We start from the raw sequence: 18,677 nt of genomic DNA, 5'->3' as shown, positions 1-18,677 counted from the left end.
TTTTGTTCCTCAGAAGTTGGCCCAAACGCCGGGCGACGCCAGCTCTACAAGGTGGTTATCCGGGTCGCGGAAATAAAGGCTCTCGCCGCCGCGCGGCCATTTCATCGTCGCTTCGATCGCCACCCCGCAATCGGCCAGGCGCGTTTTCCATGCAGGCAGATCCTCCGCCTCGATCGCGAAGGCGAGATGCGCCGGCCCATGCCCGTCATGCGGCGGAATGCGGCCTCCGGCAAGCTCGACCGGCTCAAGCGTCGCGCCCCGCCTGAAGAGAAGCAGCACGCTCGCCGGTCCGCAATCCATCGCCCACATGCGGCTGTCCTGCGCCATGGGGGCGAGCCCCAACGTGTCGCCATAGAACCGCCCCGCCCTCTCGAGGTCATCGACATAAAGCGCGGTTTCCAGCACCTTGGGCTTCAACTGCGGAGCAAACATGACCGTCCCGGCGCCTGCCTTGGCGCCTTTCGTTCAGAACATGTCGAGCGTGACGCGCGCCTCGTCGGACATGCGGCTTTGATCCCAGGGCGGATCGAATACGAGATTGACCTTGACGTCGGACACGCCCGGCACGGCGCTAACGGCGTTTTTCACCCATATGGGCATTTCCCCCGCGACGGGACAGCCGGGCGCGGTCAGCGTCATGTCGATTTCAACGGCGCCGTCGTCCGAAACGTCGATCCCGTAGACGAGGCCCAACTCGTAGATATCGGCCGGGATTTCCGGATCGTAGACGGTCTTGAGCGCCTTGACGATGTCGTCGGTCAGGCGCGCGCTCTCGCCCGCCCCTTCGACGTGGTCGTCCTCCGCCACGACTTCCGTTTCGCTTGTCTTGAGAGCGTCGGTCATCAGCACGTGAACCTCCTCACGCGAAAAGTTTTTGTGCTTTTAGCAAGGCCTCTGCCAGGCGGTCGATCTCGTCGCGCGTATTGTAGAGCGCGAAGGAAGCCCGGCAGGTCGAGGTGACCCCGAAATGGGTCAGGAGCGGCATGGCGCAATGGGTGCCCGCGCGCACGGCGACGCCTGAACGGTCGATGATCGTCGCAATGTCATGGGCGTGGGCGGCCGCCATCTCGAAGGCGACGATCGGACCCTTGTCGGGGGCTGCGCCGAAAATGCGCAGCCCTTCGATTTCCGAAAGCCGTTGCTGGGCGTAGGCCGTCAGCTGGGCCTCATGCGCGCGGATCGCGCCCTTGCCGATGCTCTCCACGTAGTCGAGCGCGGCGGCGAGACCCACGGCCTGCGCGATCGGCGGGGTGCCGGCCTCGAAGCGATGGGGCGGCGCGTTGTAGGTCACCGTATCGCGCGTGACGGTCTCGATCATCTCGCCGCCGCCGGCGAAGGGCGGCAGGTTTTCAAGCCATTTCCGCTTGCCGTACAGCGCGCCGACGCCCGTCGGGCCGTAGAGCTTATGGCCGGTGACGATGTAAAAATCGACGTCCAGTTCCTGCACGTCCACGCCGAGATGCACGGCGCCCTGTGATCCGTCCACGCAGACCGGAACGCCGTGGGCGTGGGCGATGCGGGCAATGTCGGCGATCGGCGTCGGCGCGCCGACGACGTTGGACATATGCGTGATCGCGACCATCCTGGTGCGATCCGTGAACATCTTCCCGAAGGCGTCGAGGTCGATGACGCCGTCGTCGTCGGGCACGATCCACTTGATGACGGCGCCCTTGCGCTCGCGCAGGAAATGCCATGGCACGATGTTGGAGTGGTGCTCCATCAGCGAAAGGATGATTTCGTCGCCCTCGCGGATATGGGCGAGCCCGTAGGAGGCGGCGACGAGATTGAGCGCTTCCGTCGCGCCGCGGGTGAAGATGATCTCGTCGGTGGATTCGGCGTTCAGGAAACGACGGACCGTCTCGCGCGCGCCCTCATAGCCTTCGGTCGCCGCGTTGGCGAGATAGTGCAGGCCGCGATGCACATTGGCGTATTCGTGTTCGTAGAAATGCGTCAGCCGCTCGGTCACCGCGTGCGGCTTCTGCGCCGAAGCGGCGTTGTCCAGGTAGGCGAGCGGCTTGCCGTAGGGCTTTTCGGCCAGGATCGGGAAATCCGAGCGGATTTTTTCGACGTCGTAAAGGGTCACGGGCGCGTGCTGGTTCATCGCGACCTCGCCTGTAGCCAGGAGGAAATGCGCGTGGCGAGGAAGCCGCGCAACGCCTCGTTTTCCAGCCCTTCGAAGGCTTCGTTGGCAAAGCCCTCGATCAGAAGCGACTCAGCTTCCGCGCGCGGAACGCCGCGCGCCATCAGATAGAAAAGCTGGTCCTTGTCCAGCCGCCCGCAGGTCGCGCCGTGTCCGCATTGGACGTCGTCGGCGAAAATCTCCAGCTCCGGCTTGTTGTTCATCGTCGCGCCGTCCGAAAGCAGGATCGCCTTGGACTGCATGACGCCGTCGGTCTTCTGTGCGCCGGGCCGCACGACGACCTTGCCCTGGAAAACGCCCGTGCCCTGCGCGTCGAGAATGTTGCGGAAGCGCTCGCGGCTCTCGCCGTTGGGGAAAGCATGGTCGACAACGAGAGTCGTGTCGACATGCTGGCGGCCCTTCGCGAGCGTCGCGCCGTTGAGCGTCACCTTGGCCCGCTCGCCGTCGAGCCGCGCGAAGATCTGGCGGCGCAGCAGGCCCGCGCCTTCGAGCAGCGCATAGGAATTGAGGCGCGCCCCCTCGTCGAGATGGGCGAGCAGGCTCATGACGCGCACCAGCGCGTCGCCCTGCCCCGAGGCGTGCGTGACGAGATCGAGCGTCGCCCCGGCGGCGAGGCGCAGGACAAGCGCCTGATTATCCTGCGCGGCCGCGGCCGTGAGCGCGCCGGCCGTCTCGATGATGGTCACCCTGGCGTCCCTCCCGAGAATCACGAGCGAGCGCGTGAAGCTAGACTGCGCCTCCTCGGAAGACACGAAAGTCGCAAGTTCGATGGTTTGTTCCAACGCCACGCCGCCGGCGATCCGCAGCACGACGCCGTCCTGCATCAGCGCGGCGTTGAGCGACGCCATCGCGTCGTCCGTCTGAACGTCGCTGCTGGCGACGAGCGCCATGATCCCGGCGGCGCCTTGCGCCAGCGCCTCGCGCAGCGGCTGGACCTTTACGCCCTCCGGAAGCGCGGCGAGATCGGAGAGGTCCGGGCGAAAAACGCCGTCGAGAGTCACCAGCCGGATCGCGCCGCGACGGTCCGGCAGCTCGAGCGCCGCCACGAAGACCGAGGCGATCGGCGCCGGCTTGGCGAGCGCCGCCTTGAGATCCGTGTAATGCCAGGCTTCGACGCGCCGGTTCGGCAGGCCTTTGGCGGCGAAATCCTCCCAGGCGGCCTGGCGCAGACCGGCCGCGCCCCTGCCTTTCATCTCCTCGAAAAGCGAGAGGAGCGCCGCGTCGGTTTCGGTCGCGAGCTTGATCATGGCTTACGCCGCCTCATCGGCCAGATATTCGTGATAGCCGTGCTTTTCGAGCTCCAGCGCCAGCTCTGGTCCGCCGGAGCGCTGGATCGCGCCCCTGGCCATCACATGCACCGTGTCCGGCTTGATGTAGTCGAGAAGCCGCTGATAGTGCGTGATGACGAGGAAGGAGCGCTTCGGGTCGCGCAGCGAATTGACGCCTTCCGAGACGACGCGCAGCGCGTCAATGTCGAGACCGGAGTCCGTCTCGTCCAGAATGCCGAATTTCGGCTGTAGCAGCGTCATCTGGAGGATGTCCATGCGCTTCTTCTCGCCGCCCGAGAAACCGGAATTGAGCGGACGGCGCAGCATCTCCTGGGAGACGCCGAGCTTGGCCGAGGCCTCCTTGACGCGCTTCATGAATTCGGGCGTCGCCAGCTCCTCCTCGCCGCGCGAGCGGCGCTGGGCGTTCATCGCCGCCTTGAGGAAGGTCATGGTCGCGACGCCGGGGATTTCGACCGGATATTGGAACGCCAAGAATATTCCCTTGGCGGCGCGTTCATGCGGCTCGAGATCGAGAATATTCTCGCCGTCGAGCAGCACCTCGCCTTCCGTGACCTCATAGCCCTCGCGGCCCGAGATCACATAGGAGAGCGTCGACTTGCCCGTGCCGTTCGGCCCCATAATGGCGGCGACCTCGCCGTCCTTCACGGTGAGCGTCAGGCCCTTGAGGATTTCCCGGTCGCCGACCGAAACATGGAGGTTCTTGATTTCGAGCATTATGCGAGTCCTCGCCAATTGGTAGATGGGCGCATTACAGGACTTCCGGCATGCGGCGACGCGTATGCAGGTAGCGAAGAATTTCCACGTGATCGGGATGCACGCGGTAGAAGATGGCCCAGGAGCCCGCCAGAGTGCTGCGAACGCCGTCTCCGAGTTCCTTTCGCAGACGCCCGATCGCAGGGCTCCGGGCGACGAGTTGGGATTTCGCCACGAGCAAATCGAAGATTCGATCCGCGGCCGCCTCGTTCTCTCTCGCGATGAAGTTCCATATCTCGATCAGGTCCTGCTCGGCTCGCGCGGGAGCGGCGAAGCTCCGTCACCGCTCATGCGCCATGAAAGCGACGACGCGCCTCCGCGCGAATGTCTTCAAAACTCTCGAATCGGCCGGGACCGCTTTCGATCCCCTCCTGGACGAGGCGTCGCAGTTCGTCCGTCCCGATTGCCTCGGCCTGTCGCTGAGCGCGCCACTCCTCGACGGCGCCGACGAGCGCGTCGTTTTCACGCGCATATTCGCCGCGCTCGACCGCAGCCGATATTTCCGCCGCAAGATTTTCGGGAAGAGAGAGTTGAACGAGACGCCCGCTCATTTCGCGCTCCATATCGTGACGGTTCGATCGAACCAATGATCTTTCATCGCCGCAAGAAAATCGTCGTCGGCAACGGGAAAACCCGAGCGATCGCCAAGGACTGAGTCGATGCCGCAGCGCGGGCAGAGCGCCGTATCGTCGTCGTCGGTCCAATCGGCGATTTCGGACGGAAGAAAAACCGCGAGGCAATAGATGCAGCCGCATGTCTGGCCGCCGTGGAGTTCCGCCGCGTGCCGGGACGAATGCGCATGTGCGCCAACGACATCCACGCCCATCACCCCACGCTCCCCTCGAGCGAGATCGAGATCAGCTTCTGCGCCTCGACCGCGAACTCCATCGGCAATTGCTGCAGCACGTCGCGCACGAAGCCGTTGACGATCAGCGCCGTCGCCTCCTCCGCCGAGAGGCCGCGCTGCTGCGCGTAGAAGAGCTGGTCCTCGGAAATTTTCGAGGTCGTCGCCTCGTGCTCGAACTGCGCGCTCGGGTTCTTCGACTCGATATAGGGAACCGTATGCGCGCCGCAGTCATGGCCGATCAGCAGGCTGTCGCATTGCGTGAAGTTGCGGGCGCCTTCGGCTTTACGATGCGCGGAAACCTGCCCGCGATAGGTGTTCTGCGACTTGCCGGCCGAAATGCCCTTGGAGACGATGCGGCTCTTGGTGTTGCGGCCGAGATGGATCATCTTCGTGCCGCTGTCGACCTGCTGATGGCCGTTCGACACGGCGATCGAATAGAACTCGCCCTGCGAGCCGTCGCCGCGCAGGATGCAGGACGGATATTTCCAGGTGATGGCCGAGCCGGTCTCCACCTGCGTCCATGAGATATGCGAGTTACGGCCGCGGCAGTCGCCGCGCTTGGTCACGAAATTGTAGATGCCGCCCTTGCCCTCGCTGTCGCCGGGATACCAGTTCTGCACCGTCGAATATTTGATTTCAGCGTCGTCGAGCGCGACCAGCTCCACGACGGCGGCATGAAGCTGGTTCTCGTCGCGCTTGGGCGCCGTGCAGCCTTCGAGATAGCTCACATAGGAGCCCTCGTCTGCGATGATGAGCGTGCGCTCGAATTGTCCCGTCTTCTGCTCGTTGATGCGGAAATAGGTGGAAAGCTCCATCGGACACCGCACGCCCTTCGGCACATAGACGAAGGAGCCGTCGGAGAAGACGGCGCTGTTGAGCGTCGCGTAGAAATTGTCGGTTGTCGGGACGACCGAGCCGAGATATTTGCGAACCAGCTCGGGATGCGTCTTCACGGCTTCCGAGATCGGGCAGAAGATCACGCCCGCCTTGGCCAGCTCTTCCTTGAAGGTCGTCGCGACCGAGACGGAGTCGAACACCGCGTCCACCGCGACCTTGCGCGTCTCGACGCCGGCGAGAATCTCCTGCTCGCGCAGCGGAATGCCGAGCTTCTCATAGGTGCGCAGAAGCTCGGGATCGACCTCGTCGAGCGACTTCGGTCCCGGCGTCGATTTCGGCGCGGCGTAATAATAGAGGTCCTGATAGTCGATCGGCGGATAGTGGACGCGCGCCCAGTTGGGTTCGTCCATGGTCAGCCAGCGGCGATAGGCCTCGAGGCGCCATTCGGTCAGCCATTCGGGTTCGTTCTTCTTGGCGGAGATGAAGCGAACGATATCCTCGCTCAGGCCCTTGGGAGCCTTCTCCGACTCGATTTCCGTCGTAAAGCCATACTTATAGGCGTCGACGTCGATTTCCTCGACGCGCGCAACGGTCTCCTGACGAGCCGCCATCGTCTCTTTCTCCTCGTCACGACGGGTTCAAGGCCCGCCGGCCGATCCGGTTCCGCCGATTAGGCGACGGAACGCCGCGACCTGATACGGTCCACGACCTCCGCAAGAACCATTCCAAACTGTTCTACATCCTCTTTGGACGTAGACCAACCCAGGCTGACCCTCAAAGCCTCTTTTTCCTCGGCCCCCATGGCCGCAAGGACATGCGACTCGCGCACCTTGCCCGACGAGCAGGCGGAGCCGCTCGAGACCGCGACGCCCGAAAGATCCAGCGCCATCAACGCCGTATGCGCGGGGATGCCCGGAAGGGCGAAGGCGCTGGTCGTTGCGACGCGGCGAGCGCCGCGCCCGAAAAAGCGGGTCTGAGGGGCGATCTCCGCGATCCGCCTTTCGAGCAAATCGCGCAACGGCCCGAGCCGGGCGTTTTCAGCGGTCATGGTCCTCAACGCGGCCTCGAAAGCGGCTGCAAAGCCAGCGACTCCCGCGACATTCTCGGTGCCCGCCCTGCGGCCGAACTCCTGCCCGCCGCCGCGAAGCATTACATCCGATATTTGGAGGTTATCCTGCGTTGCGGCAAGCGCGCCGGTCCCCAAAGGACCGCCAAGCTTATGTGAGGAAAAGAACAAAAAATCCGCGCCGGATGTCTGGAATGTCGTCTCGATCCTGCCAATCGCCTGGGTGGCGTCGCAGACGAGGAAGCCGCCGGCCGCATGGACCCGCCCGGCTGCTTCGCACACCGGCTGAATCACGCCCGTCTCGTTATTTGCCGCCTGGAGCGCGACCACGATGCGCTTGCCGGCGTGGCGCGCCAGCGCCGCGTCGAGGGCCGTGAGCGACAGCGCGCCTTCAGGCGTCAGGGCGACGCGCTCGACCGCCTGGGCAGGAAACCGATTGCCTGCGAGAACCGCCTGATGCTCCCCCGCGCCTACGAGCAAAACCTCCATCGGCGCGGATTCCTTGCCGCGCTGCAGCATCGGCGTCAGAACGAGATTGGCCGCCTCGGTCGCGCCGCTCGTGAAGGTGACGTTGCGCGCGGCGGTTCCCAGGCCCTTCGCGATCCCTACGCGCGCCTGTTCCAGAATCGCCTTCGCCGCCCGCCCTTCGGCATGGACCGAGGAGGCGTTGCCCGGCGCCTCCATGGCGGCCAGCATCGCCGCACGGGCCTCCGGGCGCAGCGGCGAGGTGGCGTTGTGGTCGAGGTAGATGCGCTTTGACATAACGCACATGTAACCTTCTCCCGCCCGCGGGAGAAGGCGGACCGCGAGCCTTCAGGCTCGCAGCCATCTCCAAAATGCGAGCCTGAAGGCTCGCGGTCCGGTTTCACGGCCGCGCCGTTTTCGCCAGCCGCGCCAGATTGACAAACTCCGAGCGATAGCCGAACGGATCGTCGCCTTTCGCGCCTTTGGCGAGCGCGATCACGTCGTCATAGTCGTATTTGCCGAGATAGGGCGCGCCCTTCAACAATTGCCCGAAAGCCGCGACCGCGATCGAAAAGCGCACATCCTCCGGCGCCGCCGACAGCTTCTCGACCGCCTGTGCGTCGCCGATGGGCGTCGAGATCAGCTTCGACTCGTCTTCCTTCGGCAGCTTGTAGCGCAGCTTGAAGAAGCCAAGCTCGCCGCCGCCCGCCGCGGCGTCGATCGTCTTCTCGCCATAGCGCAGATCGTCGACGAGCTTCCTTTCGCCGACAGGCGTGATCTCATAAATCGCCGTCACGCGATGGCCGGAGCCCACGTCGCCTGCGTCGACCTTGTCATTGTTGAAATCCTCGCGGCGAAGCGCGCGGGTTTCATAGCCGATCAGCCGATATTCGGAAACCCGCGCAGGATTCCACTCGACCTGAATCTTCACGTCCTTGGCGATGGGGAACAGCGTGGAGGACGCCTCCTCCGCGAGCGCCTTGCGCGCCTCGTTGAGATTGTCGACATAGGCCGCCGTCCCGTTGCCGTTCTGGGCGAGCGTCTGCATCAGCGCGTCGTTGTAATTCCCCTGCCCCACGCCGAGGATGGAGAGGAAAATCCCCTTGTCGCGCTTGCGCTCGATCAATCCCTTCAGCTCGCTCTGATCCGTGACGCCGACATTGAAATCGCCATCCGTCGAAAGGATCACGCGGTTGACGGCGCTCTTGTCGAAATTCTCTTCCGCCAGACGATAAGCGTCCTGAATCCCCTCCGCCCCCGCCGTCGAGCCGCCGGCCCCCAGCGCGTCGATCGCCGCGACGATCTTGCCCTTGTCGGAGATCTTCGTGGGCTCCAGCGCGACGCCGGAGCCCGAGGCGTAGGTGACGAGCGCGACCGTGTCGTCGGGCTTCAGTTCGTCGACCAGCATGCGCAGCGCGTTCTTCACGAGCGGCAGCTTGTCCTCCGACGCCATCGAGCCGGAGACGTCCACGAGAAACACGAGATTGGTGCGCGGACGCTGCGCGCTTTGCAGCGCATAGCCCTGCAGGGCGACATGCACGAGCCTGTTATGCGCGTTCCACGGAGACGGCGCGACCGTAATCGTCGGCTTGAAGGGAACGTCCGCGCTTTCCGGCCGGGGGTAGTTGTAGGGAAAATAGTTGATGAACTCCTCGACGCGCACCGCATCCTTTGGCGGCAACTTGCGGGCGTTGATCATGCGGCGCGCGAAGGCGTAGGAGGCCGTGTCGACGTCGATGGAGAAGGTCGAGACCGGGTCCTGCGCGACCTGTTTGACGGGGTTGACGTCCTTCGCGTCGAACTTGTCGCGAAATTCCCGCTCGGCAGGCGGCGGCAATATATCCGCTGAATCATGCGTGGCCGGCCCCTGCGTCATGAAGCCCCTGGCGCGCGCCGCCTCTTTGGCTTTGGCGAGCGGCGGCGTGGACACGGGCGCCGCGTAATTCGCAATGCGCTCGCTCTTCTTCGCTTCCTGCCGCGCGGGCGCGGCCGGAGACGGAAGGGCGTTCGGCGGCGGCAAGGCGGCCACGGAGCCGGCCGCCTGGCCGACATCGCGTCTTCCCGCCGTCTCCGCGACGGGCGGCGGCGCGGGCTGGTTCGCAAGCGGCGCGACGGCGTCCTTCGCGCTCCCGGACAGATCGCCCGAAACCTCCGAAAAGGTTCCGGCGGGCTGCGCCAGATTATGCCGGTAGATCATGAAAGCGGTCGGCGCGCCGACCATCAGCGCCGCGACCGAGGCGGCGAACGCGCGATTCATGTGAAGGAGACGCATGGGCTTTTTCCCTTCCGTTCGAGACAATGCGTCTCTGAGACGGACCGGCGCGCCGGTTCCTTGGGTCTCGCTTTCGCTTTTTTTCGCGTCATCAAAAGCCGCGAACGCCCTCGCGAGCGCGGCGCGCTTCGCGCTCTCGCGCGGCGGCGGAACCTCCTTCAGGGGCGTGAGGTCGAGCTCGGTCATGCCGGCTTCTCCACCCTCCCCTCGAGGAGGAGGGTCGCATTGCGAAGCAATGCGGGGCGGGGCGAAAACCCCGCGTCTCGGGAGGTGGCTCCACCCCCTCCCGGCCTGCTCCGCAGGCCGACCTCCCCCCTCAAGCGGGAGGCATTAAGCGCGCGTCGGTCGATAGCGTTCTCCATCACACCGCCTCCAGCGAAATCTTCAGCCGCTTGCGGGCTTCGTGCAGATGCCAGGACACGGTTTTTTCCGAACAACCCATCAGCGCCGCCGCCTCGCCATGCGAGAGATCCTCGCCATAGACCAGAAGCACAGCGTCACGCTGCTGTTCGGGGAGGCCGCGCACGGCGCGCCAAAGTTGGTTGTTCATCGTGGCGTCTTCCGGGGTCTCGCAATCGGCGCCGTCGCCCAACTCCGCCATCTGCTCGGGCGAGAAGGCGACCACCTTGCTTCGTGCGCGAATATGATCGACCGCGGTCGTATAGGCGATGCGGAAGAGCCAGGTGGCGAAGGCGGACTCGCCCCGGAAATTCGTGATCGCGCCAGCCATTTTCACCATGGTTTCCTGCGCGATGTCCTCGGCCTCGACGCGCGCGCCCGACCAGCGCCAGGCGAGCGCATGCACGCGGTCGTAATGGCGTTCGGCCAACGCCGCGAAAGCCGCGCGGTCCCCCGTCGCCGCGCGCCGCGCCAACCCGCTGTCGCAATCGGTGTCCTGGCTCGCCAAGCCGCCCCCGTATATTCATGCCCTTGGCAGGTTAGACGGCGGGGTTGGAATTTTCTTGGGGCCGCGACGGATTTTTTTAGGGCGCGTCACCCCCCTCTCCCCGCATGCGGGAAGAGGAAAAAGCGGCGCCGTCCCAGCCAAACTCCAAGCCGCTGCGCGACCATCGCAAGGCCCAGCAGCGCGCTGACGAATGCAAACACCGCCTCAACCGCCGCCGCAACCAGCCCGCCAAAAACCAACGCCCCGCGTCCGAGCGTCGCCAAAATCGCCCGCGTCGCGCTCCCTCTCGCCGAGGCGAGCCGCGCCGCTTTGCGCAGTTCCGCGCCATCCTCCGCGATCGCCAGGGCGTCCCGCGTCCCGAGCGCGCCGGCGCGGCGATAGAGGGTCGCGGCGTCCTCGCCGAGGGCGCGGAAAGTCGCGAGCGCGCCGGGCCGCACGAGCTTGGCGGCTGCTGCGCTGGCGGCGGCGACATCAAGCTTCGCGGCGGCGGAAAGGCCCGCCGTCAGCGCCTCGCGATCCGCCGCCGCAGCGGCGGATGCGCCGAGCGCCTTGGCGAGCGGGCGAGAGAGGCGCCCCGCTTTTCGCGCGCTCTTGACGACGGTCAGCCCCGAGCGGGCGGGAAGCATCGCCCCGACGCTCGACCATGTGACGGCGGAAAGGGCCAGCCCCGCCGCCGCGAGTCCGACGACAAGCTGGTCAGGCTCCTCCCCGCGCCTCGCCTTCTCGCCCTCGTTCCAGAGATCGCGCAGATCGCCATAGCCCGTGAGATCGCCGGCAAGCGCCCCGGCGAAGCCCGCGCCGTTGTCGCGGACGCCATGGAGAAAACCTTCCGTAAAGTCCTCGACCGCCTTCTCCTCCGCCAGGGCGTGAAGCGCCGCGAGCCGCGTCTCCTGGTCGGGAGTGGGCGCAAGCCCGCGGGGGCGGCCGAGTTCGACGAAGCTCCTGGCGAGGTCTTCGTCCCTCGCCGCAAGCGCCGCATCGAGCTCTTGCGAGAAACGCGCTGGCGTGAGCGTCTGATCGAGCCGGGCGTCGGCGAGCGCGACAGGATCGCTTCGCGCTGCGGCGAGACGCAAGCTGTCGAGAGCGGGGGCGAAGCTCCTGGCGGCGAGCCAGAGGAGGAGCGCCACGAGAACAAGAGTGAGCGATGCGCGGGCGGCGCGATTGACAGACATGCGCATGATGTAGGCGTGGCCGGCCTGAAGCGGGAGGCGCCTCTCAAACAGGCCCGGCCGCGCCATGCCGAATTCCCTTGCATTTCACTCGGTCAAGCGTGGTAGAAGGCGCTCTCCCCCGTTTCCACAGGGAAATCCTATGCCCGAAGTCATCTTCACCGGCCCGGCCGGCAGGCTCGAAGGCCGGTTCCATCAGTCCGCCACGCGCGGCGCGCCGATCGCCATCATCCTGCATCCGCATCCGCAATTCGGCGGGACGATGAACAATCAGATCGTCTATCACCTCTATTACGCTTTCGCCGAGCGCGGCTTTTCCGTGCTGCGATTCAATTTCCGCGGCGTGGGACGCTCGCAGGGCTCCTTCGACCACGGCTCCGGCGAACTGTCCGACGCTGCGGCCGCGCTCGACTGGGCGCAGGCGGTTAACCCCGAGGCGCGCGCCTGCTGGATCGCAGGCGTCTCGTTCGGCTCCTGGATCGGCATGCAGCTTCTGATGCGCCGGCCCGAGATAGAGGGCTTCGTCTCGGTGGCGCCGCCGGCCAACCGCTTCGACTTCTCGTTCCTCGCCCCTTGCCCGTCCTCCGGTCTCTTCATTCATGGCGACCAGGACCGCGTGGCGCCGCTGAAGGAGGTCACGGGCCTGATCGAGAAGCTGAAGACGCAAAAGGGCATCGTCATCGAGCACGCCGTGGTCGAGGGCGCGAACCACTTCTTCGAGAACAAGGTCGAGCCGCTGATCGCGCATGTCGACGCCTATCTCGACAAGCGCCTCGGCAATCCGCCGCGCATCCAGATCCCGGCGCGAGGAGACTGAACATCCCTCTCCCCGCGAACCCCGCGAACGGGGAGAGGAGCCCGCAATTACACCTTCGCCGCCAATCGCGGCGCGATTTCCTTCTCGATCACCTCTTCGTCCAGCCCTTCATAAGTCGACCATTCGACGACGGGGCCTGGCCCGACGACGAAAGTCGCCGGCACGCCCTTGGCGCCAAGCGCGCGCTGGAGATAGGCGTTCTCGTCCATGCCGACGGCGACGAAGGGGTTGCCGCGCCTGGCGAGGAAGAAATTGGCTTTCGCGGGCGGGTCCTTCACGTCCGCCCCGTAGATCGGCGCAAGATTGCGCTTGGCGAGCGCGACGATGTGCTTGTGCTCCTCGCGGCAGGTCGGGCACCACGAGGCCCAGACGACGAGAAGAGAGCGCTTGTCCGCGAGATCCGCGCTGGAGAAGCCCGGCGTGGGTTCGCCCTTCGCGTTCAGTAGCCCCGGCACGGGCGGCAAATCGAAGTTCCCGATCGAAAACGGGTTGAAGAGCCGCGCGGCCATGTCCTTCTTTTTCCAGACATGCTCGACCACAGCGGCGCCCGCCCCCAATCCGGCCGCCCCGATCGCGCCCAGAAGGAGGCTGCGCCGCGTGGCGAACCATCCGGCCTTTTCGCCCGACGCCTTGGAATTCATGCTCATCGGCTCATCCCCATGTGCGCGAAGGCGACGCAAGACACTTACTTTGAAACTGGTGAACGAATCGTCATTCGCGTCGAGACAATGTTCTCGCCGCCGCTCGATGTGTTTTGCCTTGATCCCCGCATTAAGCTCGCCGACGCGCGTTTCAACTTCCATGTGCGTCAGCCAGTGTAGCAGCCGCCGTCGCCGCAAAGCAGGATGCAAACGCTTGCGCCTTCGACCGGCGTCGTCCTTCGAGACGCGCCTTTCGGGCGCTTTTCAGGATGAGGATTGCATGCCGGCGCTGCAAGAGGCTTCTGAATCAGAGAGCATGACCCAAGGCCCTCGCTCCTCGCGATCTCGAACGAGGTCGTTTCCGAGGTTCGGCCGCGAATTTAGGTTCAGACGGAGGCCGCTCTCGCCAGCCTCCCGCCCGGCAACGGCTCCGGCGCGCCGGTCGTCGTGGGGAAGGTGAGCGGCAGCCCTTCCAGCACGCGCGCGGCGAGATAGGCGAAAGCCTGCGCCTCCATCGAATCCGCCGACCAGCCGACGGCGTCCGCCGTCGTGACCTTGCAAGGCAGCCGCATCACCAGTTCGCGCACGAGGATCGGGTTGCGCGCGCCGCCGCCGCAGACGATGAGCAATTGCGGCTGGTTGGGGAGATGCGGAAAAAGCCGCAGCACCGAGGCCGCGGTGAAGGCGGTGAGCGTCGCGGCGGCGTCCTCGGTCGAAAGCTTGGCGATGGGGTCGAGCGCGAAGGCGTTGCGGTCGAGCGACTTTGGCGGCGGCTGATCGAAGAAAGGATGCGCGAGCATGCGCAGCAGCGCCGCCTCGTTGACGCGCCCGCGCGCGGCCATATGGCCATGCCGGTCGATCGGCGCGCCGGTGCGCTGGAGCATGAGATCGTCGATGAGCGCGTTGCCGGGGCCGGTGTCGCAGGCGATGGGCTGCTCGCCGTCCGCGACATAGGTGACATTCGCCACGCCGCCAATATTGAGCAGCGCCACCTCGCCCTTCATGCCGCCCGCCACGACCAGCGCGCGATGAAACACCGGAACGATCGGCGCGCCCTCCCCGCCCGCCGCAATGTCGGCGGCGCGGAAGTCGTAGGCGACGTCGACGCCGAGGCGGTTCGCGAGCCCCTCCCCGTCGCCGATCTGGATCGTCAGCTTTTGTTTCGGCCGATGCAGCACGGTCTGGCCATGGAAGCCGACGACATTGATCGCGCCCGCGTCGATTGCGTTGTCGCGCAGGAAGGTCTCGACCGCCTCGGCGTGCCGGTCGGTCACCATGCGCTCGGCGAAAGCGAGCACGCCCGGCCGCGCGTCGCGATCCTCCATCGTCGCCGCCTCGGCGAGCGCATTGCGCAGCAGCGCGCGGTCGGCGTCGTTATAGGGATAGTGGCCGGTCGGCCCGAAGGCGACGGCCGCATCGCCATCCGTCTCGATCAACGCAACGTCGACGCCGTCCATGGACGTGCCGGACATGAGGCCAATGGCGCGGTAGGTGGGCAAGGGCGAATCTCCCAAATGAAACAGCGGGAGACTAGCAGGAAGTCGGCCAAAAAAATTTGCGTTTCGCTTCAGCCGCGCGCGGTCAATTCGAGCCAGCCTTTACCAATTGCGTAAAGTCGGACCACTGCTCGACGCGGAAGGCGCGAATATCCCGGACCGAACGCGGAAACCACGGCAAGCTTCGCAAATCCATGAGCGCTGAAAATAACTTCGCCTCGTTTTTACTGACATAGAGGCTGCCTTGCACCCAGTCGAATTCGTCTTTAGCGACAGGGCGATCGGGTAAACAACCATCTCGGACATTAGCCGCCCGATACCTCCCCTTTACGGGGAGGTCGGCGGTCGAAGACCGCCGGGTGGGGTTCGCGCCACATCACATCGATGGAGATTTGCCCCACCCGACCCTGCTTCGCAGGGCCACCCTTGTATCTGCCTATCAACGGATTTGTGAGATTCAAGCGACCTGCGTCGGGAGGGATGGCCATCCCTCCCGACGCGCGGCGATGTCGCCCGCCCACCCTTTGGCTACAACCGTCGGGGAGCCTGGGATCGTCGCCGCAGCTGCGCACGACCGAACAGTCGCTTGATTTGCAATCGCACGCACAAGGCAGGTTACCGTGGCAAAGATCATTTGTGGAGTTGACGTTTCCAAGGCGCGCCTCGACGTCTTCGTCGCTGGGCCCAACGTCGCCGCCGCCTTCGACAACACCGCCGAGGGCGTCGACGCGCTCGCCGGCTTCTGCCGAGAGCACGGCGTCGCGCTCGTCGCCATGGAGGCCACCGGCGGCCTCGAAAAGCTCGCCTTTCTCCTGCTCTGGAAAAGCGGCCTACCTTGCGCGCGCGTCAATCCCCGCCAGGTTCGCGACTTCGCCAAGGCGGCCGGCGCGCTGGAGAAGACCGACGCGATCGACGCCCGCCTCATCGCCGGCGCCGCCCGCGCCCTCAACATCGTCGAGACAAAGCCGCCCAGCGACGCCCAGCAGCGTCTCGAGGCGCTGACCACGCGTCTCTCGCAGATCGTCGCCGACCTCGTCACGCAAAAGCAGCGCCGCCATACGACAAGCGACGCTCTCGCGCGCGGCAGCATCGAGGCCGTCATCGCCTTCCTCGATGCGGAGGCCCGCCGCTTCGAGAAGGAGATCGCCGCCGAAATCGAAAAGGATCCGCTCTGGGCGCGCCTCGACGCCGCCCTGCGCAGCGTCAAGGGCGTCGCCGACCGCACTGTCGCCCGCCTCCTCGCCGAGCTCCCGGAGATCGGCGTCTATTCCAACAAGGCGATCGTCAAGCTCGCCGGCCTCGCCCCCATCGCCAACGACAGCGGCGCCCGCAGGGGCAATCGCCACATCCGCGGCGGACGCGCCCGCGTTCGCTCCATCCTCTTCCTCGTCGCCGGCATCGCAATGCGCTTCGACGAGAAGCTCAAGGCTTTCCACAACGCCCTCATCCAGAAGGGAAAACCCAAAATGGTCGCCCGAATCGCCCTCGCCCGAAAACTTCTCGTCATCCTCAACGCAAGAGCAAGAGAAGCCAGGGACGCTTTCCCTCCAGTCCATCCTTGACAGACCAGATAGTCGCTCCCCGTAAAGGGGAGGGATTGGCTCATGCCCAGCGTTCGCGCGCGTTCCTTGGGGTCGTCCAAGATGTCACTGAATTTTACTTAACATGTTTCCTATCGCCTTCAATTCGGGAGCACGCCGATCTTCAACTCCGCCTCCCCTCCCACGCCCAAGCCGCCACAACCACGCTGAGCAGCGCGATCATCGCCCATAATCCCAACCCCAGCGGCGCGACATCCACGCCCACCAGCGTCGACGCCCCGGTCTGCCGGACGCCGATCCAGTCGGCCCCGCCATATCGGCTTGCGTCGCGCATCTCCACCACGCGCGGCATGGTCACCGCGTCGCTGTTCTTGCTCAGTCGGCGCACCGTGCCGCCCGTCGCTTCGGCGAGCGGCGCGAGCTTCTCGGTCGTGGAGGCCACCTCGCGGAATTCGCGCGGGTTCGCCGGGCCGACATTGACGAGCGCAGTCAGGCCATCGCTTTCGAAACGCCACAGGCCCATTTCCGTCGCGTCGAAGCGCGCGCGCCACAGGCCCGGCTCGCTGTTCTTCAGGGCGATCTCCTGATGCGCGCCGGAGGGAGAGGTCGCCGTCACCGGCGCGGTCTCGTCCTTCAGGGTCTGCCGCTCGATCGTCACCTCGCGCCCGCGCGCCTCGGCGCGCAGCGCCTCCTCTTCGAGGTCCGGCTCCTTCATCAGCCAATGGGCGAGGCGCCGCGTGAGGTCGGCGTTCGGGCCGCCGCCGTCGAAGCCCCGCGCCCAGAGCCAGATCTGGTCCGTCAGCAGCAAAGCGACGCGGCCCTTGCCCTCATGCGACAGCACGAGCAGCGGCTTGTCCCTGGCGCCGGAGAGAATGGAGTTGCCCTTGAGGACGTCGGCGTCGACCTGCCGGAACCATTCGCCCCATTGCGGCGGATCGCTTTTCGCGCCCGGCAGACCGCGCGTCACCGGATGTTTCTCGCCGTCCTTGCTGATGCGGGCCTTGAACGGCTGCTCGAACAGCGAGCCGTCGGGCCGCGCCGGCAGAATGTTTTCGAGCGGCGAATAATAGAGTCCCCGCAGCGTCGCGTAATCCGGACCCACGGCCGCGAGAAAGGCCCCGCCATTTTCCACGTAGCGCTCGATGTTGAGAAAATATTGCGACGGCAGCAGCGTCTGGTTCGAATAGCGGTCGAAGATGATGAGGTCGAACTCGTTGATCTTGCGCCCGAAGAGATCGGCCGTCGGGAAGGCGATCAGCGAAAGTTCGCTCGCGGGCGTGACGTCGAGCTTTTCCGGCGGGCGCAGGATCGTGAAATGCACCAGCTCCACATTGGCGTCTGCGCGCAGCAGGTTGCGCCAGCTTCGCTCGCCCGGATGCGGCTCGCCGGAGACGAGCAGGACTTTCAGCCGATCGCGCACGCCTTCGATGGAAATGACGGCCTTGTTGTCGACGAGCGTCAGTTCGCCGGGCGCGGGCGGGACCTCCAGCTCGACAATATTCGCGCCGCCATGCGTGATCTTCACCGGGATGTTCACGATGTCGCCCGGCACGGGACTGTAGGTCGGCAATGGCTCGCCGTCGCGGCGCACGGCGATCGGCGCGCGGGCGCCGTCGCCGCCCGTATCCACCACGCGGGCGCGGATCGTCTGCTCCTTGCCGACAATGCCGAAGCGCGGCGCCTCGACGAGTTCGATGCGCCGGTCGCGCTCGCCCTCCTTGCCGGTAATCAGCGCATGGACCGGCGCGCGGAAACCGAGCGCCTCGGCTTTCGCCGGAATGTCGTGAACGACGCCGTCCGTAAGGAGGAGAACGCCGCCGACGCGCTCCGGCGGCACGTCCTTCAAGGCTTGCTCAAGGGCGCCGAAGAGCTTGGTGCCGTCATTGCCGCTTGCGTCGTTCGTCACCGCGACATAGCGGGTCTCGACATCCCCGAATTTGGCCAGCGCGGCGTCGAGCGCCTTGCGCGCTTCCTCCGCCTGCGCCGTGCGCGCGCCGAAATTCTGGCTCTCGCTCTTGTCGATAACGACGGCGACGACCGTCTTTTGCGGATCGCGTTTCTCGGTGACGAGCGAAGGGTCGGTCAACGCCGCGAGCACGAGTGCGAGCGCCAGAGCGCGCAGCGCCATCCCCCGCTGGCCTGCGGCGGCGCCAAGGATGAGCGCGACGGCGCCGGCGATGGCGAGCGCGGCGAGGATCGGCCAGGGGAGAAGGGGCGCGAAAGTGAGGTTGAGGTCGGTCACGCGGCGCCTCCGCCGTCGATCCTCGCCCTGCGGGCCGCCCATCCCTCCCCTTTACGGGGAGGGTGGTTCGCGCAGCGAACCGGGTGGGGTCCGCCGCAGCGCCAACCATCAGTAAGCCCCCCCACCCGCTCGCCTTCGGCGAGCGACCTCCCCGCGAGGGGGAAGTATGGCGCCCGGGCTCGTCGCCGAACGCGC

The 18,677-nt window shown here is 65.8% G+C and carries 18 protein-coding genes; 2 read left to right on the top strand and 16 right to left on the bottom strand.

Going from position 1 to position 18,677, the window contains the following annotated elements; all coding sequences use genetic code 11:
• Nucleotides 1–9 precede the first annotated feature (9 nt).
• The 13 genes from ACNHKD_RS11570 to ACNHKD_RS11510 all read right to left on the bottom strand — a co-directional run bounded on the left by ACNHKD_RS11570 (nucleotide 10) and on the right by ACNHKD_RS11510 (nucleotide 11,814).
• Nucleotides 10–432, bottom strand: coding sequence for a VOC family protein (locus ACNHKD_RS11570; RefSeq protein WP_442753636.1), 423 nt, complete (start codon nucleotides 430–432; stop codon nucleotides 10–12).
• A 33-nt stretch (nucleotides 433–465) separates the two neighbouring features.
• Entirely contained in the window at nucleotides 466–846 is a 381-nt protein-coding gene (locus ACNHKD_RS11565; protein ID WP_442756889.1) for an SUF system Fe-S cluster assembly protein, read from the bottom strand.
• A 13-nt stretch (nucleotides 847–859) separates the two neighbouring features.
• Nucleotides 860–2,101: a cysteine desulfurase gene (locus ACNHKD_RS11560; protein ID WP_442753635.1), complete on the bottom strand. Its 1,242-nt coding sequence runs from the start codon at nucleotides 2,099–2,101 to the stop codon at nucleotides 860–862.
• Nucleotides 2,098–3,387 (bottom strand): Fe-S cluster assembly protein SufD, encoded by a 1,290-nt coding sequence (gene sufD / locus ACNHKD_RS11555; protein ID WP_442753634.1) that lies wholly within the window; start codon nucleotides 3,385–3,387, stop codon nucleotides 2,098–2,100. Before sufD ends, ACNHKD_RS11560 begins: the two co-directional genes overlap by 4 nt.
• A gap of 3 nt (nucleotides 3,388–3,390) precedes the next feature.
• Nucleotides 3,391–4,143, bottom strand: a complete 753-nt coding sequence (gene sufC / locus ACNHKD_RS11550; protein ID WP_442753633.1) for a Fe-S cluster assembly ATPase SufC — start codon at nucleotides 4,141–4,143, stop codon at nucleotides 3,391–3,393.
• Nucleotides 4,144–4,177: 34 nt separating this feature from the next.
• Entirely contained in the window at nucleotides 4,178–4,405 is a 228-nt protein-coding gene (locus tag ACNHKD_RS11545) for a type II toxin-antitoxin system RelE/ParE family toxin (protein ID WP_442756888.1), read from the bottom strand.
• A gap of 64 nt (nucleotides 4,406–4,469) precedes the next feature.
• Nucleotides 4,470–4,733 (bottom strand): ribbon-helix-helix domain-containing protein, encoded by a 264-nt coding sequence (locus ACNHKD_RS11540; RefSeq protein WP_442753632.1) that lies wholly within the window; start codon nucleotides 4,731–4,733, stop codon nucleotides 4,470–4,472.
• A complete protein-coding gene (locus ACNHKD_RS11535; RefSeq protein ID WP_442753631.1) occupies nucleotides 4,730–5,008 on the bottom strand; it encodes a cytoplasmic protein in 279 nt (92 codons plus the stop codon). The genes ACNHKD_RS11540 and ACNHKD_RS11535 overlap by 4 nt, the downstream gene beginning before the upstream one ends.
• Nucleotides 5,008–6,477: a Fe-S cluster assembly protein SufB gene (gene sufB, locus ACNHKD_RS11530; RefSeq protein WP_442753630.1), complete on the bottom strand. Its 1,470-nt coding sequence runs from the start codon at nucleotides 6,475–6,477 to the stop codon at nucleotides 5,008–5,010. Before sufB ends, ACNHKD_RS11535 begins: the two co-directional genes overlap by 1 nt.
• A 59-nt stretch (nucleotides 6,478–6,536) precedes the next feature.
• Nucleotides 6,537–7,694 (bottom strand): cysteine desulfurase family protein, encoded by a 1,158-nt coding sequence (locus ACNHKD_RS11525; protein ID WP_442756887.1) that lies wholly within the window; start codon nucleotides 7,692–7,694, stop codon nucleotides 6,537–6,539.
• A gap of 103 nt (nucleotides 7,695–7,797) precedes the next feature.
• Nucleotides 7,798–9,855, bottom strand: a complete 2,058-nt coding sequence (locus ACNHKD_RS11520) for a YfbK domain-containing protein (protein ID WP_442753629.1) — start codon at nucleotides 9,853–9,855, stop codon at nucleotides 7,798–7,800.
• A gap of 175 nt (nucleotides 9,856–10,030) precedes the next feature.
• Complete coding sequence (locus tag ACNHKD_RS11515; RefSeq protein ID WP_442753628.1) at nucleotides 10,031–10,576, bottom strand: RNA polymerase sigma factor; 546 nt, start codon at nucleotides 10,574–10,576, stop codon at nucleotides 10,031–10,033.
• A gap of 86 nt (nucleotides 10,577–10,662) precedes the next feature.
• The gene (locus ACNHKD_RS11510; protein ID WP_442753627.1) at nucleotides 10,663–11,814 is read right to left on the bottom strand and encodes a hypothetical protein; all 1,152 of its coding nucleotides are present in this window, start codon (nucleotides 11,812–11,814) and stop codon (nucleotides 10,663–10,665) included.
• Between the two features lie 73 nt (nucleotides 11,815–11,887).
• Between ACNHKD_RS11510 and ACNHKD_RS11505 the strand changes: the two genes are divergently transcribed.
• A complete protein-coding gene (locus ACNHKD_RS11505; protein WP_442753626.1) occupies nucleotides 11,888–12,562 on the top strand; it encodes an alpha/beta hydrolase in 675 nt (224 codons plus the stop codon).
• 47 nt (nucleotides 12,563–12,609) lie between these two features.
• On the opposite strand, the gene ACNHKD_RS11500 is transcribed toward ACNHKD_RS11505, so the two are convergent.
• Nucleotides 12,610–13,209 (bottom strand): redoxin family protein, encoded by a 600-nt coding sequence (locus ACNHKD_RS11500; protein WP_442753625.1) that lies wholly within the window; start codon nucleotides 13,207–13,209, stop codon nucleotides 12,610–12,612.
• Between the two features lie 380 nt (nucleotides 13,210–13,589).
• Nucleotides 13,590–14,702 carry an anhydro-N-acetylmuramic acid kinase gene (locus ACNHKD_RS11495; RefSeq protein WP_442753624.1) on the bottom strand — a complete coding sequence of 371 codons (1,113 nt, stop codon included), beginning with the start codon at nucleotides 14,700–14,702 and terminating at the stop codon, nucleotides 13,590–13,592.
• A 617-nt stretch (nucleotides 14,703–15,319) separates the two neighbouring features.
• On the opposite strand from ACNHKD_RS11495, the gene ACNHKD_RS11490 reads away from it, so the two are divergent.
• On the top strand, nucleotides 15,320–16,261 hold the full coding sequence (locus ACNHKD_RS11490; RefSeq protein ID WP_442753623.1) for an IS110 family transposase: 942 nt from the start codon (nucleotides 15,320–15,322) through the stop codon (nucleotides 16,259–16,261).
• Nucleotides 16,262–16,403: 142 nt separating this feature from the next.
• Here the strand turns inward: ACNHKD_RS11490 and ACNHKD_RS11485 are convergent, their stop codons facing one another.
• Nucleotides 16,404–18,482: a hypothetical protein gene (locus tag ACNHKD_RS11485; RefSeq protein WP_442753622.1), complete on the bottom strand. Its 2,079-nt coding sequence runs from the start codon at nucleotides 18,480–18,482 to the stop codon at nucleotides 16,404–16,406.
• Nucleotides 18,483–18,677: the final 195 nt, after the last annotated feature.

Source organism: Methylocystis sp. JAN1 (assembly GCF_052186135.1).
In the GTDB taxonomy this organism is placed as follows: domain Bacteria; phylum Pseudomonadota; class Alphaproteobacteria; order Rhizobiales; family Beijerinckiaceae; genus Methylocystis.
Note: the sequence above shows the minus strand (reverse complement) of the source record. Positions and strands in the feature narration are given on the sequence as shown.